The 22,070-nt window shown below is 58.6% G+C and carries 20 protein-coding genes; 9 read left to right on the forward strand and 11 right to left on the reverse strand.

The window, feature by feature from the left end; all coding sequences use genetic code 11:
• The first annotated feature begins 220 nt into the window (after positions 1-220).
• From RAE07_RS09170 to RAE07_RS09180, 3 genes are all read left to right on the forward strand, one after another.
• Positions 221-913: a nitroreductase family protein gene (locus RAE07_RS09170; RefSeq protein WP_239207925.1), complete on the forward strand. Its 693-nt coding sequence runs from the start codon at positions 221-223 to the stop codon at positions 911-913.
• Between the two features lie 126 nt (positions 914-1,039).
• Positions 1,040-1,672 (forward strand): hypothetical protein, encoded by a 633-nt coding sequence (locus tag RAE07_RS09175; RefSeq protein ID WP_317001735.1) that lies wholly within the window; start codon positions 1,040-1,042, stop codon positions 1,670-1,672.
• A gap of 18 nt (positions 1,673-1,690) precedes the next feature.
• Positions 1,691-2,524 carry an aldo/keto reductase gene (locus RAE07_RS09180; RefSeq protein ID WP_317001736.1) on the forward strand — a complete coding sequence of 278 codons (834 nt, stop codon included), beginning with the start codon at positions 1,691-1,693 and terminating at the stop codon, positions 2,522-2,524.
• An 86-nt stretch (positions 2,525-2,610) separates the two neighbouring features.
• Here RAE07_RS09180 and RAE07_RS09185 read toward each other — a convergent pair whose 3' ends face one another.
• Positions 2,611-3,084, reverse strand: a complete 474-nt coding sequence (locus tag RAE07_RS09185) for a ribose-5-phosphate isomerase (protein WP_023020911.1) — start codon at positions 3,082-3,084, stop codon at positions 2,611-2,613.
• A 176-nt stretch (positions 3,085-3,260) separates the two neighbouring features.
• On the opposite strand from RAE07_RS09185, the gene RAE07_RS09190 reads away from it, so the two are divergent.
• Together RAE07_RS09190 and RAE07_RS09195 are read left to right on the forward strand one after the other, a co-directional pair.
• Entirely contained in the window at positions 3,261-3,608 is a 348-nt protein-coding gene (locus RAE07_RS09190) for an MFS transporter (protein ID WP_317001737.1), read from the forward strand.
• Between the two features lie 191 nt (positions 3,609-3,799).
• Positions 3,800-4,402, forward strand: coding sequence for an excalibur calcium-binding domain-containing protein (locus tag RAE07_RS09195; protein ID WP_317001738.1), 603 nt, complete (start codon positions 3,800-3,802; stop codon positions 4,400-4,402).
• Between the two features lie 243 nt (positions 4,403-4,645).
• Here RAE07_RS09195 and RAE07_RS09200 read toward each other — a convergent pair whose 3' ends face one another.
• Positions 4,646-5,269 (reverse strand): mycothiol-dependent nitroreductase Rv2466c family protein, encoded by a 624-nt coding sequence (locus RAE07_RS09200; protein WP_317001739.1) that lies wholly within the window; start codon positions 5,267-5,269, stop codon positions 4,646-4,648.
• Between the two features lie 98 nt (positions 5,270-5,367).
• Between RAE07_RS09200 and pepN the strand changes: the two genes are divergently transcribed.
• Positions 5,368-7,884: an aminopeptidase N gene (gene pepN / locus RAE07_RS09205; RefSeq protein WP_317001740.1), complete on the forward strand. Its 2,517-nt coding sequence runs from the start codon at positions 5,368-5,370 to the stop codon at positions 7,882-7,884.
• Here the strand turns inward: pepN and RAE07_RS09210 are convergent.
• The 7 genes from RAE07_RS09210 to RAE07_RS09240 form a co-directional block, all read right to left on the reverse strand.
• Positions 7,881-8,660 (reverse strand): GntR family transcriptional regulator, encoded by a 780-nt coding sequence (locus tag RAE07_RS09210; RefSeq protein WP_317001741.1) that lies wholly within the window; start codon positions 8,658-8,660, stop codon positions 7,881-7,883. The genes pepN and RAE07_RS09210 overlap by 4 nt on opposite strands.
• 74 nt (positions 8,661-8,734) lie before the next feature.
• On the reverse strand, positions 8,735-9,451 hold the full coding sequence (locus RAE07_RS09215; RefSeq protein WP_259825353.1) for an SDR family oxidoreductase: 717 nt from the start codon (positions 9,449-9,451) through the stop codon (positions 8,735-8,737).
• A 55-nt stretch (positions 9,452-9,506) separates the two neighbouring features.
• Positions 9,507-10,724: an alkylhydroperoxidase domain protein gene (locus tag RAE07_RS09220; RefSeq protein ID WP_317001742.1), complete on the reverse strand. Its 1,218-nt coding sequence runs from the start codon at positions 10,722-10,724 to the stop codon at positions 9,507-9,509.
• A gap of 30 nt (positions 10,725-10,754) precedes the next feature.
• Positions 10,755-12,377: a dipeptide ABC transporter ATP-binding protein gene (locus RAE07_RS09225; protein WP_317001743.1), complete on the reverse strand. Its 1,623-nt coding sequence runs from the start codon at positions 12,375-12,377 to the stop codon at positions 10,755-10,757.
• A complete protein-coding gene (locus tag RAE07_RS09230; RefSeq protein ID WP_317001744.1) occupies positions 12,377-13,189 on the reverse strand; it encodes an ABC transporter permease in 813 nt (270 codons plus the stop codon). The genes RAE07_RS09225 and RAE07_RS09230 overlap by 1 nt, the downstream gene beginning before the upstream one ends.
• A complete protein-coding gene (locus RAE07_RS09235) occupies positions 13,186-14,190 on the reverse strand; it encodes an ABC transporter permease (protein ID WP_317001745.1) in 1,005 nt (334 codons plus the stop codon). Before RAE07_RS09235 ends, RAE07_RS09230 begins: the two co-directional genes overlap by 4 nt.
• A gap of 3 nt (positions 14,191-14,193) precedes the next feature.
• Positions 14,194-15,849, reverse strand: a complete 1,656-nt coding sequence (locus RAE07_RS09240; protein ID WP_317001746.1) for a TIGR04028 family ABC transporter substrate-binding protein — start codon at positions 15,847-15,849, stop codon at positions 14,194-14,196.
• A 202-nt stretch (positions 15,850-16,051) separates the two neighbouring features.
• Between RAE07_RS09240 and RAE07_RS09245 the strand changes: the two genes are divergently transcribed.
• Positions 16,052-17,920 carry an FAD/NAD(P)-binding protein gene (locus RAE07_RS09245; protein WP_317001747.1) on the forward strand — a complete coding sequence of 623 codons (1,869 nt, stop codon included), beginning with the start codon at positions 16,052-16,054 and terminating at the stop codon, positions 17,918-17,920.
• A 51-nt stretch (positions 17,921-17,971) separates the two neighbouring features.
• On the opposite strand, the gene RAE07_RS09250 is transcribed toward RAE07_RS09245, so the two are convergent.
• Complete coding sequence (locus RAE07_RS09250) at positions 17,972-19,129, reverse strand: cystathionine gamma-synthase (RefSeq protein ID WP_200288714.1); 1,158 nt, start codon at positions 19,127-19,129, stop codon at positions 17,972-17,974.
• A 144-nt stretch (positions 19,130-19,273) separates the two neighbouring features.
• Between RAE07_RS09250 and RAE07_RS09255 the strand changes: the two genes are divergently transcribed.
• On the forward strand, positions 19,274-20,284 hold the full coding sequence (locus RAE07_RS09255) for a mechanosensitive ion channel family protein (protein WP_200288713.1): 1,011 nt from the start codon (positions 19,274-19,276) through the stop codon (positions 20,282-20,284).
• Positions 20,285-20,668, forward strand: coding sequence for a globin (locus tag RAE07_RS09260; RefSeq protein ID WP_023020897.1), 384 nt, complete (start codon positions 20,285-20,287; stop codon positions 20,666-20,668).
• A 102-nt stretch (positions 20,669-20,770) separates the two neighbouring features.
• Here RAE07_RS09260 and ald read toward each other — a convergent pair whose 3' ends face one another.
• Positions 20,771-21,862: an alanine dehydrogenase gene (ald, locus tag RAE07_RS09265; RefSeq protein ID WP_317001748.1), complete on the reverse strand. Its 1,092-nt coding sequence runs from the start codon at positions 21,860-21,862 to the stop codon at positions 20,771-20,773.
• Positions 21,863-22,070: the final 208 nt, after the last annotated feature.

Raw genomic sequence — 22,070 nt, forward strand, 5'->3', positions numbered from 1 at the left:
TAACATTTTATGGTTTTTGGCGACCAGCGGAAATGGCGGCTTTTGTTGCATAATACAACATTTCTATGCAGCCTTCCAAGCTGAAGACGCGGGTTCGATTCCCGTCATTCCCTCCAGTTGTCGCCCACCTCTAGGTGGGCGATTTTTCGTTTTCCACCCATCATCATTGGATGTTCACGGTATACGGCGAGCACATGCGACGAAGTGTAGGGTGGCGCGCATGACTTTAACCAATAAGTATTCTGAGTTTATTCGCAGCCGCCATTCGCCCAGAGCGTTCCTGCCAGAACCCATGCCGGTAGAAGACATCAAGCAGGTTTTGCTGGATGCTCAATCCGCACCGTCCAACTCCAATACCCAACCGTGGGACGTGCATTTGGTGGGTGGAGAAAAGCTCAAGGAACTAAGCGCCGCGCTTATTAAGGAATTCGACACCAACGGGCTCAGCCCAGACTTCACCACCGATTATGGTGAGGGGATCCATCCCAAGCGCTCCCAAGAGCTAGCCGCCAAAATGTACGGCCTCCTGGGCATTGAGCGCGAGGACAAAGCAGGTCGCGTGGAATTCATCCGCGAAAACTTGCGCTTCTTTGGCGCACCCCATGCGGTACTTCTCTTTATCCCGCCGATGGGTGACCGCATTCGCGCCGCCTTTGACCAAGGAACCTATACCGAAAACTTCCTGCTTTCTTTGGAAGCACACGGCTACCACGGCATCCCACAGGGGATGATTTCCTTGATTGCGCCAACTGCGCGTGAATTCCTCGGTGTAGACGAGGACTACAAGCTGGTCACCGCCATTACCTTTGGTAAAGCTGATGAATCGAGCCCGGTCTTTAAAACGAATCCAGGCCGCGCGCCACTTTCGGAAACCGTGACAGTTCACGGCATCGATGGCCTCGACCTCGATTAGCCCCCGCCCCATCAGGAAGCTACTTTCAACGATTTCGTCCATCTAAAACACCGCAACCGTCGACGAAACAGGCGATCTGTGCGGACGAAATCGTTGAATCGCCCCGGCAAGCCTAGAATTATGGCTATGGATATCACTCTTGCCACCTTTGACCATGCACCTGAGACTGCACTGCGGGGCGTGCGCTTCAACAACACGTGGGTGCCGTCGGAAACGTACGCTGACTCCCGCCGCGGCACGCTGACCGGGCAATATCCGCAGCGCCAAGCCACCACGCGTATTAGCGAGGTTTTCGCGGGCGTGGGTTATGAGGTGCGCGAGGATACGCAGCCGGCCGGTGGCGATGTCTTTCGCTTGCTAGAGCAGCCCAGCCTGGAAGAACTCAACGAGGTCAATGGCGTCATCGCCGTCTGCTCGCTACTAGGTGGAAATTCACCTATGTCGGTGTTGTGGCCAGGTGTAGCCGAAAGCGGGGAGAATAATGAGTTGGTCTCCCCTATTGACTTAGCGCCTACGCTCGCTGCCATTGCCGGCCTCGACGTGCGCCCTAATGCGCAACTGTCCTTTGATGGATTGAACTTGGTGCCGGTGCTGCGGCATGGCGCCTCGGGGCACGCCGCGTTGTTCTTTGACAATGGAGTGCGCATGATTGATGCCTCGCTTATCGACGGCACCGCTACCCCGCCCCATGAGCGTGCCCGCCTGCAGGATGAGTGGGAGACGTGGAATAAATTCATCACTCTCGGCCCGCTGCAATAGATAGGTAGTCTGGGGCGCATGAGCGTACCTAACATCACCCTTAATGACGGCAATACCATCCCGCAGCTGGGCTTTGGCGTGTTCCAGATGGATCCGGAGCAGACCGAAGATTTGGTAGCTGAGGCCCTGCGCGTGGGTTATCGCCATATTGATACCGCTGCTATCTACGGCAATGAGGAAGGCGTAGGACGGGCTATTGCCAAGTCTGGCATTCCCCGCGAGGAGCTTTTTATCACCACCAAGCTGTGGAATGACCGCCAGACCGATGCTGCCGCAGCGCTCGATGAGTCCTTGGAAAAGCTCGGCTTGGAGTATGTGGATCTTTACCTCATCCACTGGCCTACACCAGCAAAAGGCACCTATGTTGAGACTTGGCAGCAACTCATTGATCTGCAGAAGCAGGGCAAGACAAAGTCCATCGGCGTCTCCAATTTCGAGCTGGAGCACCTGGAACAGCTGGAGCTCAAGACCGATATAAAGCCAGCGGTCAACCAAGTCGAGCTTCATCCTTATCTGCAGCGCTGGAGGGAGCTGGACGCCTTCCGCGCCCACACCGTGGCTATCGAGGCATGGGGCCCGCTGGGGCAGGGAAAGAGCGATATCTTGGATGCCCCCGAGGTCACCGACGCCGCTGCAGCGCACGATGTCAGCCCAGCGCAAGTCATCATTCGTTGGCACCTACAAAATGGCGTCATCCTCTTCCCCAAGTCTGCGACGCCCTCGCGCATTGCGGAAAACTTTGATGTCTTCGGCTTTGAACTAACCGAGGAGGAGATGGCTGCCATCACCGCCTTGGACGAAGGCGAAGAGGGACGCGGCGGCCCGCACCCGAATGACATGAATGATGCCTAAGGCTTAGCGCCTTAGTTAGTCTTGGCCGAAACACAAATAAACGCCGCGGAAACACCTTTGTTCCGCGGCGTTTATTTTCTCAAGGCTTAGGCCTCGGGCAGCTCTGGGGCGATGCCGGTGCGCTCGTACTGCGCCAAGATGTCGATACGGCGCTGGTGGCGCTCCGCACGGGACCATTCTTGGTCCAGGAAGGCATCTACGATTTCCAGTGCCTGCTGCTCGGTGTGCATGCGGCCGCCGATGCCGATGAGCTGGGCGTTGTTGTGCTCGCGGGCAAGGCGGGCAGTCTCGGCGGACCAGGCCAGTGCACACCGGGCTCCCTTGACCTTATTGGCTGCAATCTGCTCGCCATTGCCGGAGCCGCCAAGCACAATGCCCAAGGAACCCGGATCATTGACGGTGCGTTGTGCCGCTTCGATGCAAAATGCCGGGTAATCGTCCTCGGCATCGTAGGTGTGGGCGCCGCAATCAATGACTTCGTGGCCCTGTTTAGTGAGGTGTTCAGCAATCAGGTTCTTGGTTTCGAAACCTGCGTGGTCTGCTCCTAGATATACGCGCATGGCCTTTATCCTACCGGCCCGGCGCGCCTCGAGGAGGCTTAGCGCCCGCCCTGTTTCGCATTACAAATTCCTGATAGGCTCGCGGACAAGGATTTTCGCGATAAGAGAGGAAAGCTATGCCTATAACCACCCGGATCCTCGCGCTATACGGCGGAAGCCTTCTAGCCTTCCTAATTATGCTGGGCGTTATGGTATCCGGCGGCGGAGGCTTCCTCCTGCCGCTTATCGCCAGCACCCTAGCAACGTTGGCGCACGTGGGCTTGGGCATATGGTGGATTGCGCAGAAGGTGCGCGGGAATCCGCGGGCAAATGGGGGCGCTATTGCGGCCGGCATTATCGCGCTCCTCGCCGGCGTCTCATGGGCTTCCTGGGTACTTGTTGCGTGGGAGGACTTTCAGGCCGGCATGGAGCTTCCCGCTATCAATATCGCGGGTCTGCCGGCATTTATTTTGACCCCACTGACCATCGCGCTGTGCGTCGGCGCCGCGATTCAGCTGCGCCGGCACGAAACGAGCGCTCAATAGCTACAAGAAACAGGTTCTTTGGGTGGAAGCTCTTTCTTTGCCTTTAGGCTGCCGACAAAGGTCAGCTCCGGCACCGCTTACCGTCGCTTTAAATCTAGAAATCAGACGATTCATATCCAAAAGAGGACTGCAATGGCGAGGGATCAAGTAGTCTAAGTAAAGTCTGAAACTCTCTCCCAAAGGACTAAAGCATGAAAAAACTACTCCCTATTCTCGTTACAACCACGCTTTTGATATCAGCATGTAGCGATTCAGGCGAAAGCTCCGAGACCACTTCCAGCACGACCAGCAGCAGTCCGTCGAGCACCACCACGTCCTCTACGACTAGCTCGACTAGTAGCGTCACTACCTCCTCATCTAGCGAGGTTACGCCTCCACCAGAGGTTGAAGAACCTGACGAGGAGGATGAGCACGACGATGACGATCTCCACGTACACGATAATCCGAACGCTGCATTGGGCGACTCAGATGAGGAAGAACAAGCTAAGCAAGCTCCTGCAGAGAAGACCGTTTCCTCTTGTGGAGACCCTTCGATTCATGAACGCGGCACAACGTTTTTCTCGGACGGCACCTCCGGCTGGACTCAACAGTGCTCAGATGAAATGGCTCCACAAGTTGCACAGCAATTCGTAGCACCGCCGGCCGAGCAACAAAACGACCCAGCACCAGCCGGTGGTGGATCTGGTCGAACCTGCGCCGAAATTGGGCACAAAGTCTACCCTGGCGACCCTGACTACTCGCTAGAACGAGATGAGGACGGGGACGGTGTGGGCTGCGAATCCTATCCGGGATAATGCATTCCCCGATTTTTGCGGAGAATTAAAGACTAAGTAGGGGGCAAGCAAGGAAGATGCCCCCTGTTCCTTCCTGCATCCCATAGCATCTCCGCTTAACGCTGCTGAGATCGCAGCCTTTTCAGCCCCGCGAATCCAGCAGCAAGAGTGGGCCATTTAGCCCCCATGTGCCTATGGCGGAAGGATTTGACTCACCAGCGCCTTCTATTGGAGCGTGTGGTGAGTAATGGTCCTCGTTTTGGCTTAACCCTCCTCCACCTGCGGCATCTCGGTGCGGGAGCGCTTGAGTTCGAAGAAGTAAGGGAACTGGGCAAGGCGCAAGGAGGCGTCGAAAAGCTCGCCTGCTTCTTCCCCGGTAGGGACGCGGGTAATGACCGGGCCGAAGAACGCGGTCTCCCCCAGCTTGATAACCGGGGTGCCCACCTCATCACCCACGGAAGAGATGCCATTGTGGTGGTATTCGCGCAGCTTCTCGTCATAGTCTTCGGTATTGGCTACCTCGGCGAACTCGGCCGGAAGCTCCACTTCTGCAAGCGCCTGAGCGATGATGTCATCATAAGCACCAAAGCCAGTTCGTCCGCCATTGCCCTTGGTGTGAACCAGGGTGCCCATAGCGGTATAAAGCTCATCTACCTTTTCTGGACGCTCGGCCTTTACCTTGGCAAAGGCGCGGGCCGGACCCCAGTTAGCTTTCATCATGTCCATGTAAGTGGGGTCTAGATCACGGCCATCGTTCAGCACGGACAGGGACATCGGCTCGAACTCGATCTCAATATCGCGTACCTTTTCTACTTCCTTGATCCACCGCGAGGTGGCCCAAGCGAAGGGACAAGATACGTCGAACCAGAACTTTACCGCGTCAGCCATGATTGCTCCTTTGATTGATAAAAGTTTGCCCCACCAGCCTAGGCGCGCGACTACTGTGGATGCAGAACTATTTTCGGAACCGAAGGAGAATATAGGCTATGACCTCCGTAAACCTGACTCGCACGGAAGCGGTCGAGCGCTCCCGAATGATTGAGGTGGGCCATTATGATGTCACTTTAGACCTCAAGTATTCAGATACCCATTTCCTTTCCACTACGAAGGTGAGCTTCACCTCGCGCGAGATTGGCTCCACCTTCATCGATCTGCGCGCCGAGGAAATCCACGAGGTGCGCCTCAACGACAATCCGCTGCCCACGAATTCTTATAACCCCGCCTACGGCATTCCGCTTTCCGGCCTCCAAGTGGCCGACTACACGCTAGAAGTCACCGCGAAGATCCCGTATTCGCGCACCGGCGAGGGCCTGCACCGTTTTGTCGATCCCGCCGATGAAAAGGTCTACCTCTATACCCAATTTGAAACCGCCGATGCCAAGCGGGTCTTTGCTTGCTTTGACCAGCCGGATATGAAGGCCACCTACGCGCTGCATTTCAAGGCGCCGGAGGATTGGACCGTCATTAGCAATGGACCAGTGAGCTGGGAAGGAGACGTGGCCAGCACTGCTATCGACTACCCACTATCGACATACCTGGTAGCCCTGTGCGCCGGTCCCTACCACGAGGTCACCGATACCTGGCGCGGCGAGCTGACCGCACACCCAGAGGGCAAGCCGGCCCAAAAGCTCGAAGTACCGCTGGGCATCTACTGCCGTGCTTCGCTCGCCCATGCTTTAGATGCTGAGCGCTTATTTACGGAGACCAAGCAGGGCTTTGATTTCTATCACCGCAATTTCGGTTTCCCCTACCCCTTTGGCAAGTATGACCAGATTTTCGTGCCGGAGTTCAACGCGGGTGCGATGGAAAATGCCGGCTGCGTTACCATCCGCGATGAGTACGTCTTTACCTCCCAGGCCACGCACTATAAATACGAACGCCGAGCCGATACCATTCTGCACGAATTGGCCCATATGTGGTTCGGCGATCTCGTCACCATGCAGTGGTGGGACGATTTGTGGCTCAATGAGTCCTTCGCCACCTGGTCAGCGGCCATTTCCCAAGCGGAAGAGACCGAATACGATACCGCGTGGGTAACCTTTGCCAACGTAGAAAAGTCCTGGGCCTACCAGCAGGATCAGCTGCCTACCACCCACCCGATTTCTACCGATGCCAGCGATATCGAAACCGTGGAGCAAAACTTTGATGGCATTACCTACGCCAAGGGTGCTTCGGTGCTGAAGCAGCTACAGGCTTATGTCGGCCGCGAAAACTTCCTGGCCGGCGTGCGCCGCCACTTCGCCGCCCATGCCTGGGGCAATGCCACCTTTGATGATCTGCTTGGCCACCTGGAACAGGCCTCCGGCCGCGATCTTTCCTTCTGGGCGCAGCAGTGGCTTAAGACTTCCGGCATCAACACGCTGAGCGTGGCACTCAACGCGGATGAATCAGGCACGATTACCCATGCCTACTTCTCCCAGCACGGCGATACGCTGCGCACCCACCGCGTGGCGGTGGGCCTGTATAACCTGCAGGACGGTCAGGTGGTGCGCACCGATCGCATCGAGATGGATGTCGATGGCTCCTCCACCGAGATTCCAGAGCTCATCGGCCGCCAGCTAGCAGACATTGACTTCCTGCTGCCCAATGACGATGACCTGACCTACTGCCTCATCGAATTGGACGCGGGTTCCCTGCAATTCCTGCTGGATAATATCGATAAGTTTGCTGATCCTATGGCCCGCACCCTGTGCTGGTCCACCGCCTGGGAGATGACCCGCGCCGGGACTATGCGCGCCCGCGATTTCATCCAACTCGTGGCCCGCGGTATGCAGGCCGAGACCGAGCTTGCCGTCCTCGAGCGCATTGTTTTGCAGGCCTCCAGCGCGTTGAAGAACTATGCCGATCCACGGTGGGCCGCCCAGAGCACCCTGCTTGCCGACGCCCTCCTCGACGGCGCCCGCAGTTCCGATGCCCAGCGCTCCATCATCTGCACCCAGGCGCTGGCGAAAATTCGCCTGCACGATAGCGCGCGTGACTACCTGCGCGGCGTGCTCGAATCCTCCGAGGATGCAGGGCTGCGTTGGTCCGCGCTCGCGGCACTTGCCGCCGACGGCGCGATAGAGGACGTCCCCGCTGCCGCGGATGCGCAACTGGAGCGGGATAATTCCGCCACCGGCTACTACTCTTCGCTGCGCGCTCGCGCCGCAGTGGCAACTGCGGAAAACAAGCGCGCGGTATGGGAAGAAATCGTGGCTGGTAATCTCACCAACCGCGAGCTGACTTCCAAACTTGAAGGATTGCTCTATCCGCATGGCGATGCGTTCCTTCCCACCGCGGAGTTCTTCGATATCGCGGAAAAGGTGTGGGCTTCCCAATCCTCCGAGGTGGCTCTGACCACAGTTACCGGCCTCTTCCCTTCCTGGGACATCACCCGCAAGGGCTTGGACAGAGCCGATGCCTTCTTGCAGAAGGACCTGCCCGGTGGTCTGCGTCGTACAGTTACCGAGCAGCGCGACCGCGTGGCCCGCGCGCTACGCAACCGCCAGGTGGACGCTGGCTAGGCCGGCTTTCCTGCGCCGCCGTCCCGGGTTTGTACGGGTTGTGGCGCAGGATCCTCGCCCAAGACCACTTCTACATTGGCGATATCAGAGCGCAGCGACTCTTCGATATAGGCAAAGACCACGCCGGTCTCATTCTTCAGCAGCCGTACGAACCGCAAAAGCGGGTGCGATCGGCTCACGCCCAAGAGTTTCTGTTCTTCTGTGCGAGCGGTAGCGGCGCTCATACTCTCGCGTTTGAAGACCGGCTGGAGGCCATAGCCTGCCAGTATGTCTAGGATGGGCTCGCGCAGGTCGTGCTGATTGAGCTCGGGAGCCATGTCCACTGGGATGGTGTAGCGCGAGACGATGACGGGCTTACCATCGACGATAAAAAGGCGTTTAATATCCCACGCATAGGTGGCATCATTCACCCCCAGGGCCGCTGCCACATGTTTGGGCACATGGGTTTTATTCACGGAGACCACCCGCACGGTGATTTCGTGCCCACGCTCGCGTAGTTGAGTGGCGATACTGTCCTTATTGGTCAGGCTCAGTGTAGGGGGAACCGTGCGCACGTAAGTGCCGCCGCTGCGCCCACGGCGGCGATCAATAAGGCCTTCATCTTCCAAAATGTCTAAGGCATGGCGCACGGTCATGCGCGCGACATGAAATTCTCGGACCAATTCGCGTTCGGTAGGAAAACGCTGACCAGGCTCTAATTCATTGCGCTCGATCTTGTCACGTAGGGCATCTGAGATAAGGAGATAGGCGGGCCGTTTTCGGCTTTGGGAAGTCACAGCCCTCGAGTGTAACGGGCGGGCCGAAACCAACCCCCATCACTGCATGATGAACCTTAATAACACTTGATTTATTACTTGCGCAGAGATAGTTCGATTCGCGGCCTGACCTGGATTTCCGTCAACTGAGTGGTCGGCCCCGCCTCTACTACGGTACGAATGGCACGCGCCACCTCGACCGGTGCAATGACCTGGGAGGGATCATAATCCTGCAGGCCCTGCAGCATCGGAGTATCGGTAGGCCCGGGCGCGACGGTGGAAACGCGGATTCCCGGCTCGGAGATGCGTAGTCCGTCTGCGAGTGCATACAACGCGTGCTTCGTGGCCGCATAGATGACGTTATCGCCATAGCTGTGGCGGCCAGCACCAGAATTAATAAAGACCACTGTGCCTTCGGCTTTACGCAGCTGCGGCAGCAAAGCGCGGGTCACCTCTGCGGGGGCGTGCACGTTGAGGTCCATGTGCGCGCGCCAATTTTCCGGAGTGGCTTCCTCCACGGAGTACTTGGTAGCCCGTGCGGCGGCGTGCACGAGCACATCTACGCGATCCAGCTCCGGCAGCGCCATGCCTTCATCGAGACCTGCTACTAGGTCGATGGCGATCGGCGTGATGGATTCCGATTTAGGCAGGTCCGCCGCGCTCCGTCCCAGTGCGTACACGTGGTAATCACCAGCCAAGTCGGCGATGATTTCGCGGCCCATGCCACCGGTGGCGCCGGTGACGACGGCCACCTTGCGCGGGGCTGCGGCCTCTGAGTGTGCTGGTGCGGTGAGATTCTTAGTATCAGTCATGCCGCCCCATCATAGGGATCCTCCGCTGAGGTTGCCGCACCAACCCAATCACCACCTATTGGCGAAAGCGCTTGGGCACATCCGGCTGCCCCAAGGTAAGCATCAAGCGATTGGCCCAGTTAAAGAAGGACGATGCGTAGATGAGGTCCAGAATGGACTGATCATCGAAACCGGCGTTGCGAAGGTCGGTGCATAGCTGCGCATCGAAGGCGAAGGGAGTTTCGGTCAACGCCACAGCGGCACGACGGATAAGGTCCCACTCTTTAGAACCCAGATCGGCGTCGATGCCTTTATCCAAAAGGCGGTCTACGATTTCACGGTCGCCTCCTTCCTGGACGCACCGCGCCTGGTGCACGGAAGCACAGTACTCGCAACCGTTGAACCGCGAGGCCACAGTGGCAGCGAGCTCGCGGTCCGCACGGGAGAGGCCGCCTTCGGTGTTATAGAAGATGTCCAAGTCAGTTAGCGTACGCGCCTTCAAAGCCGCGGGATCGCGGGCGAGCAAGCGGAAGTACTCGGAATCAATGCGCTCTGGTTTGATGAGGGCGTCGGTATGCGCTGCGGTGAAGTCCTCTTTCGCCAGTGCCTCTACCCAAGGCTTCCAGCCCAGGGAGTGGTTGACAAAGTGGTCCGGCAGCACGGTATCGGGTTGCAGGGTATTCGCGGTAACCTGCCAGCCTGGGTCAGCTACCCCGGCTGCACGCTCGGCCGCGGGGCGTGCAGCGCTCTCCTCGCCAGAGAGCACCCGCAGACCGTGGACCACGCGCAGCTGGAAAGCCAAAAATGCCACCAGCTGAGACAGGCTGACAATATCGGTAGCCGACCACCCGGCGGCGTCGAGGTGACCGATGGCCTGCGGGGAGGCGTCCTTGGGGTGGAAGGCCAAAAGGTGGGCCCAGTCAAAGGCAGCGGCTAGGCGCTTTCCGAGCGCTGCCTCCGCAGCAGTATCGCCAAAAATAAGGAAGTCACCCTGGTAGTAGGGGCCGGTAGACACGCCACGCTGGCTTGCGGCGCGCACGGCGGCAACAAGGTCCGCATCGACCTCATCACCCAGCAGGTCGAAGTAGAAATCTGCTGCCTCGCCCGCCTGGTAGACCGCAGCGCTAAAAGCCGCGACGGCATAGCGCTCTGCATAGGTGAATTCACCTGGCTCTGCAGGCTCAAGCAAAGCGCTAAAGCTCAGCTGCGCATTGTCCTGCGCCTCTTGGCGCGCGCGGCGCAGTTGCTCCACCTCGGCGGAGGCGTGGGAGAGCTCGTTAATAATGTCGGTCATATTCTCAGTCCAACCTTTCTAGGGCTCGGTTTATAGCCCCAAGTTTAGGTCTCCAGCGCGGTAGCGGGAGCCTGGGATGGCCTCAATTAGCTGACGGGTGTATTCGGTTTCTGGGTGTGCAAAAACCTGCGCCGTGGGCCCGGATTCCACTTGTGTGCCGTGGGAGAGCACGGAGACGGTATCGGAAATCTGGTTGACTACCGCGAGGTCGTGAGAGATGAAGATATAGGTAAGCTCCAACTCGCGCTGCAGCTCATCGAGCAGGCGCAGGATCTGTGCCTGTACGGTGACGTCGAGCGCAGAAACGGCCTCATCGAGCACCACAAGATCGGGTTCAATGATCATGGCGCGGGCGATAGCCACGCGCTGGCGCTGGCCGCCGGAGAGCTCACGAGGACGGCGGGCTGCCATGGAAGAATCCAAGGCCACCAAATCAAGAAACTCCTGTGCTTTCGCTCGGGCTTCGCGTTTCGAGGCCCCAGTAAAGTTGCGCACCGGCTCAGCGATGGTATCGCCGATACTCAATCGTGGATCGAGCGAGCCAAAAGGATTTTGGTAGACCATCTGGATAGAACGGCGCAGCTCCCGGCGGCGCTTGCCGCGGGCGGTGCTGATATCTTCCCCCGCCAAGCGAATACTTCCCGAGGTAGGCGTGCTCAACAGAGATATGGCACGGCCGGTAGTTGTCTTTCCGGAACCGGACTCCCCCACCAAGGCATGGGTAGTGCCCCGGGCTACGGAAAAGTTGATGTCACCTACCGCGGTGAAATCTCCGAAGCGCTGGGTGAGCCCCTCGACTTCGAGTAACGTCTCCTGCTGGGCGGGCGTACTATTCCACACCGGAGATGCGGTCTGGGAGGAAGTAGGGGCGGTGAGCGAGGGGGCGTCGGCAAGCAGGCGCTTGGAGTAGGCATGCTGGGGATCGGTGAGGACACGGGCGGCTACGCCCGACTCGCGGACGGCGCCCTTTTCCATCACCACAATATTATTGGCGCGGTCACCCGCCACGGCCAGATCATGGGTAATAAAAAGGATGCCCATGGTGAGCTCTTCGCGCATTTCATCAAGGAGATCCAGGATGATTTTCTGCACGGTGACATCCAGCGCGGAAGTAGGCTCATCGGCGATGATGAGCTCTGGCTCCAGTGCCACAGCGGCAGCGATGAACACGCGTTGCTTCATGCCGCCGGAAAGCTCATGCGGGTACTGATCATAACGGCGCTGTGGATCATCAATGCCCACGCGCTCCAGCAACTCCAGAGCACGCTTCTTCCGGGACTCCTTATCGCCCTGCCGGTGGATGGCCATGCCCTCTTCCACCGAGGCTCCGATGGTCTTGAGCGGGTTGAGCGAGTTATTGGGATCTTGCGGAATCAACCTAATGCGGCGGCCGCGCAGGGTGCGCCACTGCTTTTGGGAGAAATGGGTGACATCGTGGCCGTCGAAAGTAATGGTGCCGGAGACAATCGAGGCATTGTCTGGCAGCAGGCCAATGGCGGCCATGGCGGAGGTGGACTTGCCGGAGCCGGACTCGCCCACGATGGCGGTCATTTCCCCGGGGTTCACTTCGAGCTCAATGCCGCTGACCGCTTCCATCTCGCCGTGGGCGGTGCGGTACGTAATGGATAAATCACTAATGCTAAGCAGGGACATTAGGCCGCCTTTCGCAGTGTCTGGCTGAGGTGGTTGGCCGCGAGGACCACGGCGACGATAACGATGCCGGGGGCGATGGTCAGCCAGCCGGCGGTGGCAATATAGTCGCGTGATTCAGAAATGAGCAGGCCCCATTCCGGTGTTGGGGGCGGAGCGCCATAGCCCAGGAAGCCTAGGGTGGCTAGCTGCAAAATGGCCAGGCCAAATTGCAGTGCTGCTACAGCAAAGACCGCGGTGAGTGAATTGGGAAGAATATGGCGCACGAGCACCTGGAAGGCAGAGCCGCCGGAGCCGTAGGCGGCCTCGACGAAATCGGAGCCGGCAACACTAAGAACCTGAGAGCGCGCGAGGCGCGCAAAGGTTGCCACGGAGGTAATGCCCACGGCGATGGCAGCATTAAAGATGCCGTGTCCGAGCACGATGATGACGGACAGGGAAAGCAAGAGGCCAGGAATAGACAACAGCACATCCACGATGCGCATGATGACGGCATCTACCCAGCCACGGCGCACTCCGGCGACAATTCCCAAGACGGTGCCAACGATCAGGCCGAAAAGTACCGCCAATAGCGCGCCGAGTAGGGATTGGCGCGCGCCATAGACCACGCGGGCATAGAGATCACGGCCTACGGCATCGGTGCCGAACCAATGTTGGAAACTGGGCTGCAGCAGCGCTGTGGTGTCACCGCCCTGGTTAGGATCCTGGGAGGTAAACAGTTGGGGGAACAGTGCGCAGAGCACCGCCAGGCCCAGCACAATAAGCGAGATGATGGTGCCCGGGGTGAGCTTCAGGCGTGTGGATTTAAGCTTCATGCTTGGACCTTCTTCTCGTTCTTTGCGGGAGTATTGGCGGTGGTGGTGGTGCTGCGTGCGCTATCGTGGTTGACCTCGCGCAGGCGCACGTCAAGCACTGGGTAGAGCAGGTCCACAATGAGATTGATAAGAACAAAGACAGCCGCGGCCAGCACCACGATGGCGAGCAATACGGAGGTATCGCGGTTAGCCACCGCATCCACGGTCAACGCGCCAATGCCGTGGCGGGCAAAAACTGCTTCCGTCACCACGGAGCCGCCAACGAGCTCACCAAAGGTAAGGCCGGCCATGGTCAGCGCCGGCAGCAACGCATTACGCAGGACATTGCGCCACAGCAACCAGGCACCGCTAGCACCCTTGGCTCGCACTACCTGCACGAAGGACATATCCATTACCTCATCGATGGAGCGCAGGAGCACCTGTGCCAGCGGTGCGGCCACGAAGATGGCCAAGGTAATCACCGGCAGGATAAGGCTTTGGGCATCGCTCGCGCCGATAACCGGCACCCATCCCAAACCAAAGGAAAATATCTGGATCAAAATGATGCCGATCCAGAAGGTGGGCAGGGAAACCATCACGGACGGCAGGCTACGGAAGAAGCTACGGAGCCAGGAAAATGGACCAAAGGTGGAGGCGATGGCCATGAGGAAGGCTAGGGCCACTCCTAGGAGGAAGGCAAGGATAGCCAGCGCCAGTGTGGAAGGAAGGGCATCCGCTAGCATCTCCGATACGGCAGTGCCGGTGGCGACGGAAAAGCCGAAATCACCGGTGAGGAATCCACCGAGCGCGCTGAAGTAGCGGCTCAAGATCGGTTCATCGGCACCATAAACCTCACGGATAGCGGCCAATTGCTCGGCGTTGAGCCCCAGGGTGGGGTTGTCATAGCGGGTCGCCACGGCGTCGCCAGGCAGCGCCGCCAAAAGGATGAAAGAAAGGGTGAAGGTAGCCCAGATTACGAGCACGGCTTGACCGATGCGTAGGGCAATCGATTTCAGGCTCATGGATTACTCCTCCCCTTCTGCGGTGTTGATGTCTACCGCATAAAACGATGGGCGGCCGATGGCCTCGGTACTAAAGCCTTCGATATAAGGCTGGAAACCATAGACCTGCGGCTCTTCAAACATGGGCAGGATATAGGCCTGTTCGGAAAGGTAGTCCTGCATGCGGCCGGTCATAGCTAGGCGGTCTTTTTCGTTGCTGAGGTCGAAGTAGTCTTCCACCAGTTTCTGCAGCTTCTTATCGCCGAAGCTATCGGTCTTTTCGTCATAGTTGAGGAAAGAATTGCGGCCCGTGCCATCTAGCCACGTGGCCAAGGTATCCACATTGGCGCGGCCGGTCATGGTGTGGCGTACCTGCACGGTGTCTTGGTCCTTCATGGCCTTCTGCTGCGCGGAGCGGTCGCCTGGGTTGAGGTTGGCCTCGATGCCGACGTTCTTGAGCATCTCTTGGGCCTTGGTGAACATCTCTTTAGAGCGCGGCTGCGGGACTGCCTCATTAAAGGTCACGGACAGGCGCTTGCCGTCTTTCTCGCGGATGCCATCTTCTCCTTCGCGCCAACCGGCTGCATCGAGCAAGCGCTTAGATTCCTCTGGATCGAAGGCATAATTCGCTGCTTGATCCTTATAGCCAATAGCCGTCTTGGCCAGGATCGATGTGCCTTTGGGATAGGAGTCAGAAAAGAGGGTGTTCAGAATATTATCGCGGTCGATGGCGTGAATAATGGCCTGACGCACGCGTTTATCCGCCAAGAGTGGGTGGCGGAAGTGGAAGTGGAAGCTATTGTTTACGCCACGGGTGGGCGCGGCGAAAATCTCCAGGTTTTGATCCTTGAGGTGCTTCTCATCGGGGGCTTCGATCTGGCGAGCAATATCGGACTGCCCCGCCACGAGCGATCCCACGCGCACGGAATCCTCGGCTGCGAGAACAATATTGATGCCCTCAATGTCGGCCGGCCCTTGGTGGTCCTTGCGGGCCGGTGGTGCCCAGTCATAGTCCTCCCGCTTTTTGAGCACCAGCTTGGTGCCCAGCTCTTCTTCCTCGATGACGAAGGGGCCCGAACCAGAAATAGCGGTGGCATTGCCCGGCGCGAAGCCGGTGTCATCTAAATCCAGCGTGGCATTAGAAAGCAGGCCCTGATTCATCACGGAGGTGGACTGAGGAAAGCCTGGGGAGGGCTCACTGAAGTAGAACTTCACCGTGTAATCATCAATAACCTCGGATTTTTCATAGTTGGGAAGCTGCTCCGAGGGCGTGAGCATGCGGTCCTCATCGCCTAGGGCGTAGAGGTCATAGTTCTTCTTTACGTTCGCGGCATCGAGGCGGGAGCCATCAGAATAGATCACACCCTTGCGAATCCTAAAGGTGAACTCGGTATTGTCCTTGTTCGCCTTAGGCATCTCCTCCGCAATCCACGGGTGCAGCTCGAGGGTATCCGGATCCTGCCACAGCAGGCGGTCCGTGATGTTATTGAGCACGCCACCGTTGGGGTAATAGCCGCCGGAGGGGGGATAGAGGTTATTGAACATATTGGGCTCGACGTAGGTGACCATGCCATCTTCCGCGGCATGGGAAGTAGAGGCGCAGGAGGTTAGCGAGAGAGCTAGCGCACCGCTGGCCAAGACCGCGGCCACTGGTCTCAGGAGCCGAGAAAGTTGCTTCATAAAAGCTCGAGTTCCTTTAATTCTTAAGTAGTACTCGCCCATTAGAGCATATCCATACCCACAAATACAAGACTGGACGGTCTACCCTATTACCTGCCATAACAAGGGGAAAGAAACTTTTGTATAGACTGTTTAGTCTATTTAAATACCACCGCTGGGTCCGATGCTCGTGGAAGGGTCTGGATGTGGCACGATAGGTAGTATGTCTACTCCAGCAATCGCAATCGTCGGCATGGGCCCACGCGGCATTTCCATCTTGGAACGCCTCTCCGCCCGCATGGACGATTCCAGCGACCCCATAACCGTCCACCTCATCGATGATGCCCAGCATGGTGCCGGCCGCATTTGGGAAACGGATCAAACCAAGACCTTATGCATGAATACTCGCGCCGGCGCTGTCACCCTTTTCACCGAGCCCGGCTCCACCGTGGACGCCCCCGTGCTCGAGGGGCCCATCCAATACGAGTGGATTCAGCTCCTGCGCGGCGATGGCGACAATGTCTCCGCCGCCAAGCGCGAGCTTTTTGAGAAGTATCCTCCGGCCGCACATATTGCCCAGGACTACCGCGAAGAACTTGCCGCTACCCGCCCCGAATCCAACCCCTCGCGCGCGCTGTATGGCGAGTACCTGCGCTGGGTCTATGACGTGGTCATTGCTCGCCTACCTAAGAGCATTTCCACCGTGAACCACTTCAGCCGTTTGGAAACCATCAGCGAGGATGGCCACGTAGACGTGCTCCGCTTGGCCGATGGCTCCGAGGTGCGCACCGATGCCACCGTGCTGGCCTATGGCTGGATGGTTCCGGAGTACAACGAGCAGGAAAAGCAGCTGGCGGCTTCCGGCCTGAACTGGATCGCTCCCGATAGCCCAGTGGAGCAGGACTACGCCGCCATCCCCGGCGGTGAAGACGTGCTGGTACGCGGGCTGGGCATGGGCTTTTATGACATCATGGCGCTGACCACCATCGAGCGCGGCGGCACCTTCGTGGAGGATTCTTCCACACGTTCCGGCCTGCGCTATGAGCCCTGCGGCGACGAGCCCAACTTCATCATTTCCTCCGGCCGCGGCTATCCCTACCACCCCAAGTCCGAATACGGTGAGCTGCCGCCTACCATGCCACGCCGCCGTCTGAAGAATGTCATTGCGGAGCTCAACGGCACCCATGACATCGACTTTGACGCCCAGGTTTGGCCCGCTATCGCCCGCGATAGCTACGAGGCCTATATCACCACTTTGGAGCGCGTGCGCCCGGATTCCTTGCTGCGCCCGCGCGCTGACATTCTCGAGGTCATCGATGCCACCGCCCCGGATGAGCTAGGCGCGGCTATTGCGCCCATGGTTACCGAGCCGTGGGACATGAACGATCTCATGTACCAAATTGCCGGGTTTACCGGGGACATAGATGAGCTCACCGAGCATATTGCCCAGTCCATGGAAAGCGATATCCGGGAGGCCTCCGCCGGCCACGACTCCCCCATCAAGGCCGCGCTATGGTCGCTATCGCAATCGCGCAAGCCCGCCTCCATCCTTGGCTCGGAGGGCCGCTATACCCGCGAGTCCCGCACCGGCCGCTATGCCCAAGTAATGTCCTTTGGCCAGATGATAGGTTCCGGCCCGCCGCTCTTCCGCGTGCGCCAGCTGCTCGCGCTTGTTGACGCCGACTTGGCCCACTTCCTAGGCGATCACCCCACCCTGGCCATCGAGGCAGATCACTTCACCCTAACCTCCGGCCCACGCTCGGCTTCTGCACCCACGCTTGTCGACGCCTTTATGCATCGCCCCGATATCCGCACCGCCGGCGATTCCATGACCCGCTGCCTGGTAGATTCCGGCCGCGTTCGCCCCTTCCCCGATCACGGACAACCCACCGGTTCGCCGGAAACCGATGGGACGACCCGCCGCACCGTTCACCCGAACGGCGAGCTGGATGCGCGCCTGCACATTGTGGGCATCCCCACCTATTCCCAGTGGCCGGATACCACTATTTCTCCGATGCCGGGAACCGACCCACTCATGTTGCAGGAAACCGATAAAACCGCCGGTTCCCTCCTCGCCGTGGTGCGCTCCTAAGCCACCACCGCGCTAAGGGCTCGGTCCCGGTCCTGGCCCCGGTCCCGCGGCCTATAGCGCGTCGAGGGCCTGCTTCAAGTCCGCGAGCAGGTCATCGATATCTTCGATTCCGATTGAGATGCGCACCATATCATCTGGCGGCACCAGCTCGGATCCTTCCGCGGATACGTGCGTCATATTCTTCGGGTGCTCGATGAGCGATTCCACCCCACCCAGCGATTCCGCTAGACAGATAAGCCGCGTATTGAGGCAGATCTGCTTGGCATGCTCCGCGCTATGAAAGCGCACGGACATCATGCCGCCAAATCCGCGCATCTGCTGTGCTGCCAACTTATGCCCTGGGTGATCTTTCAGCCCTGGGTACAGCACCTGCTTTACCTCGGGGCGGCCCTGCAGGAACTCTGCCACCTTTTGCGCATTGGCGCAGTGGCGATCCATCCGCACCGAAAGAGTCTTGATTCCGCGAGCCGTAAGGTAGGCGTCGAAAGGCGAGCTCACCGCACCCACATTGCCTTGGAAGTAGAGCAGGCGCTCGTCCACGTGGGCATCATTAGTAACCACCGCACCGCCCAGTACATCGGAATGCCCACCCAGGTACTTGGTGGTCGAGTGCAACACATGGTCCGCGCCGAGCTCCAATGGGTTCTGCAGGTAAGGCGTAGCAAAAGTATTGTCCACTAGGACCTGCGCGTTGCCCTTAATCTTGGCCACCGCGGCGATATCGGTGATATTCAACGCCGGATTGGTGGGCGTTTCCAACCAGATGAGCCTGGTATTGTCCTGGACCGCCGCGGCTACTGCGGCGGTATCGCTGGTATTAACGATGGACATCTCCACGCCCCACTCAGTGAAATCATTCAGTAGCCGGTAGGAACCACCATAGGCATCATTACCCAAAATGACGTGATCCCCTGGGCGCACCAAGATCCGAATCAGCGTATCGGCGGCGGCCATGCCGGAAGAGAACACGCGGGCATACTCAGCGCCCTCTAGCGCCGCTAGAGTGCGTTCGAGCGAGCGCACGGTGGGGTTTGCCACGCGTCCGTATTCGAACCCGCCGCGCAGCTGCGCTAAGCCATCTTGCGCAAACGTGGTTGACGCATAGATCGGCACATTGATAGAGCCCATGTGCGGGTCTGGGTGGTAGCCGCCATGGATGGAACGGGACGTAAAGCCTTGAGCGAGGTTCTGCGTGCTGCGTTCTGTCATAGCAACACAGTCTAGACCAAGCTGTTCACTTGCTAAGGAAAGATAGGTATTTATTTTCACCCACCTAGCCACCCACCACTCATCGCGTTTTCAGGCTCGGCCTTTACAATGGGCGCGGTTCCCATTGTCCACGACTAAGAAAGAATGATGAATACGCAATTCTTAGCCTCAGCCGCTTCCACCAAGGACTCGGCCGTCGAGTCCGTCTCTAGTTTTTGGAATGACGAGAAGGTGCAAAGCTGGCTTATCGAGCGCCCGATTCGCATCGCCGTTATCCTTATCCTGGCCGTCATTGCCCACTGGCTCCTCCACCGCATTATCAACAAGGTGGCCGAAAACAGCATCAAATCTTCCGGGCTGGATAAGCAGCGTTTCCGCGGAAAATTCAAGGGTCGAGCCAACCGCCCCGAACCGACCCAGCAAGAAGAGGCCATGCGCCATACCCGCGAAACCCGGCGCGCCTCCCGCATTAAGACGCTAGCCGGAGTGGCCCGTTCCGCCGCCGCTATCTTCGTGTGGGTATGGGCCGTTATTGCCATCTTGGATGAGCTAGACGTTAACGTGGCACCGCTTATCGCCTCCGCCGGTGTTATTGGCGTCGCCCTTGGTTTTGGCGCCCAGGCACTGGTGAAGGATTTCCTTTCCGGCATCTTCATGCTCATTGAGGATCAATACGGCATTGGCGACGTGGTTGACCTTGGCAACGGCGTCTTTGGCGATGTCGAGTCCATCTCCTTACGCATCACCACGGTCCGCGATATCGACGGTGCTCTGTGGTACGTGCGCAATGGCGAAATCCTCCAGGTAGCTAACCACTCCGATGAGTACTCCGTTGCCCGCATCCAGATTCCTGTGGGCCTTTCTAATGACCCAGAGCTCGCCGGCGAGGTCATCGAGGACGCAGTGAAGGAAGCCGCGCAGGACGATAAGGTACGCAAGCTCATCCTCAGCACGCCTCGTGTGGATGGCATGTCCGGTTTCGAACCGGATTATGTTTCCTTCCGCGTGTCTACAAAGACCCTGCCGGGCAAGCAGTGGGACGTCCAGCGTTTCTTGCAATCCCGCGTGCTCAATGTCATGCACACTAAAGGCATTACTACCCCCTACCCGCACGGCATCGGCATTCCCGATCCCCGCAAGGAAGAAGAAGAGTAAATGGATTCTGTTTATGAGGCTATTGGCGGCATGGAGACCTTTGAGCGCCTCGTCCACGGCTTTTATTCCCAGGTCAAAGAGGACAATGTCATCGGTCCGATGTACCCCGATAATGACTGGGAAGGCGCCGAGCAGCGCCTCACTTGGTTCTTGGCGCAGTATTGGGGTGGCCCGCAGCTCTTCTCTGAAAACCGCGGCCATCCGCGCCTTCGCATGCGCCACGCCCCCTACCCCATCGATATAACCGCGCATGACCGGTGGCTAGAGCTAATGGGTAACTCCCTCGCGGAAATCGACGAGGAAACCATCCCACCGGCCTACCGCGAAATGATCTGGGATCATATGCAGCGCGTGGCCGCCATGATGATCAACAAGGCACCATAATCGCACCGTCTTGCCCCACCCAAGAGACAAAGCCCGGCTCCCGCTATTTAGCGAGGAACCGGGCTTGTGGTTTATCTAGCCCACACTATGGGGACCTGATGCTTAGTCTTCCCAGTCAAAGGCCTTACGTACAGGCTCGGAGACCAAACGGCCACCACGAGTCATTACGCCACCCTCTAGGCCCGGGAAGCGCTTGATGGCGGCATCCAGGCTGTCATTGGCCACCGCGCGAATGTAGGGCAGAGTTGCGGAGGACAAGGCACGGGTGGAGGTATTGGCCACCGCACCCGGCATATTCGCCACGCAGTAGAACAAGGTGTCATGGACCTGGAAGGTTGGGTCATCGTGGGAGGTCTTCTTGGAGTTCTCGAAGCAACCACCCTGGTCGATGGCGACGTCCACGAGGACGGCACCCTTCTTCATCTTCTTTACGGTCTCCTCACGCACCAGCTTTGGTGCAGCGGCGCCTGGGATGAGTACCGCGCCAATGACGAGGTCAGCTTCCTGCAGTTCCTTATCGATGGTGGCCGGATCCGAAATCAAGGTGCGCACGCTGCCGGCGTACTGGTCATCGAAGCGCTGCAAAACGTGCGGATCAAGGTCCAGTACGGTGACCTCGGCACGCAGACCGTGGGCCATGGCAACGGCGGACGCACCAACCTGGCCACCGCCGATCACGACGACGCGTGCTGGCTGGGTACCTGGAACACCAGAAACCAGCAGACCGCGGCCGCCCTGCGTGGACAGCAGGTGGTGGGTGCCCTCGATTGCGGCAAGGCGGCCTGCCACCTGGGACATCGGGGTAAGAAGTGGCAAGGTACCGTGGCGGTCAGTAACCGTCTCATATGCAATGGCCGTGGTATTGGCGTCAACAAGCGCCTCAGTCAAAGGGCGGTCCGCGGCAAGGTGCAGGTAGGTAAAGACGGTAAGGTCCGGACGCAGGTACTGGTACTCAGACTCGAGCGGCTCCTTGACCTTCAGCAGCAGTTCCGCCTGTGCCCAAGTATCCTCCGCGGTGCCAACGATGCTGGCACCGGCGGCCTCGTACTCGGAATCCGGGAAGGATGCGCCTTCACCAGCACCGGTCTCAATGAGGACCTCATGGCCGTCGTGAACGAGGGTCTGAGCGCCGCTCGGGGTGAGAGCCACGCGATTCTCGTTATTCATGATTTCTTTAGGCACAGCAATACGCATTACACAATCTCCTTGCGGGTGGAGTAAATTATATCGACCACGTAAGGGTAACGCAGGACACGTTTGTGTGCGGCACTATGTTCCTGAATTCACAAAGCGGGGGTAACAAGCCACCAACATCCCAGGTAATTACGCAGCTCAATAGAGAATTCTCGCCACTACGCTAAAAGTCGCCTACCCCTAAGACGGACTACTTTTGCGAAGCCTT

The sequence above is a fragment of the Corynebacterium nasorum genome (assembly GCF_032821635.1).
In the GTDB taxonomy this organism is placed as follows: Bacteria; Actinomycetota; Actinomycetes; order Mycobacteriales; family Mycobacteriaceae; genus Corynebacterium; species Corynebacterium kefirresidentii.

Excerpts from the sequence above, each read along its gene's own strand:
- RAE07_RS09255 (WP_200288713.1), top strand. The coding sequence starts at position 19,274 with ATGATGAATACGCAATTCTTAGCCTCAGCCGCTTCCACCAAGGACTCG.
- RAE07_RS09240 (WP_317001746.1), bottom strand. The coding sequence starts at position 15,849 with ATGAAGCAACTTTCTCGGCTCCTGAGACCAGTGGCCGCGGTCTTGGCC.
- RAE07_RS09195 (WP_317001738.1), top strand. The coding sequence starts at position 3,800 with ATGAAAAAACTACTCCCTATTCTCGTTACAACCACGCTTTTGATATCA.
- RAE07_RS09220 (WP_317001742.1), bottom strand. The coding sequence starts at position 10,724 with ATGACCGACATTATTAACGAGCTCTCCCACGCCTCCGCCGAGGTGGAG.
- ald (WP_317001748.1), bottom strand. The coding sequence starts at position 21,862 with ATGCGTATTGCTGTGCCTAAAGAAATCATGAATAACGAGAATCGCGTG.
- RAE07_RS09190 (WP_317001737.1), top strand. The coding sequence starts at position 3,261 with ATGCTGGGCGTTATGGTATCCGGCGGCGGAGGCTTCCTCCTGCCGCTT.
- RAE07_RS09250 (WP_200288714.1), bottom strand. The coding sequence starts at position 19,129 with ATGACAGAACGCAGCACGCAGAACCTCGCTCAAGGCTTTACGTCCCGT.
- pepN (WP_317001740.1), top strand. The coding sequence starts at position 5,368 with ATGACCTCCGTAAACCTGACTCGCACGGAAGCGGTCGAGCGCTCCCGA.
- RAE07_RS09215 (WP_259825353.1), bottom strand. The coding sequence starts at position 9,451 with ATGACTGATACTAAGAATCTCACCGCACCAGCACACTCAGAGGCCGCA.
- RAE07_RS09235 (WP_317001745.1), bottom strand. The coding sequence starts at position 14,190 with ATGAGCCTGAAATCGATTGCCCTACGCATCGGTCAAGCCGTGCTCGTA.
- RAE07_RS09245 (WP_317001747.1), top strand. The coding sequence starts at position 16,052 with ATGTCTACTCCAGCAATCGCAATCGTCGGCATGGGCCCACGCGGCATT.
- RAE07_RS09200 (WP_317001739.1), bottom strand. The coding sequence starts at position 5,269 with ATGGCTGACGCGGTAAAGTTCTGGTTCGACGTATCTTGTCCCTTCGCT.
- RAE07_RS09225 (WP_317001743.1), bottom strand. The coding sequence starts at position 12,377 with ATGTCCCTGCTTAGCATTAGTGATTTATCCATTACGTACCGCACCGCC.
- RAE07_RS09170 (WP_239207925.1), top strand. The coding sequence starts at position 221 with ATGACTTTAACCAATAAGTATTCTGAGTTTATTCGCAGCCGCCATTCG.
- RAE07_RS09185 (WP_023020911.1), bottom strand. The coding sequence starts at position 3,084 with ATGCGCGTATATCTAGGAGCAGACCACGCAGGTTTCGAAACCAAGAAC.
- RAE07_RS09260 (WP_023020897.1), top strand. The coding sequence starts at position 20,285 with ATGGATTCTGTTTATGAGGCTATTGGCGGCATGGAGACCTTTGAGCGC.
- RAE07_RS09175 (WP_317001735.1), top strand. The coding sequence starts at position 1,040 with ATGGATATCACTCTTGCCACCTTTGACCATGCACCTGAGACTGCACTG.
- RAE07_RS09230 (WP_317001744.1), bottom strand. The coding sequence starts at position 13,189 with ATGAAGCTTAAATCCACACGCCTGAAGCTCACCCCGGGCACCATCATC.
- RAE07_RS09180 (WP_317001736.1), top strand. The coding sequence starts at position 1,691 with ATGAGCGTACCTAACATCACCCTTAATGACGGCAATACCATCCCGCAG.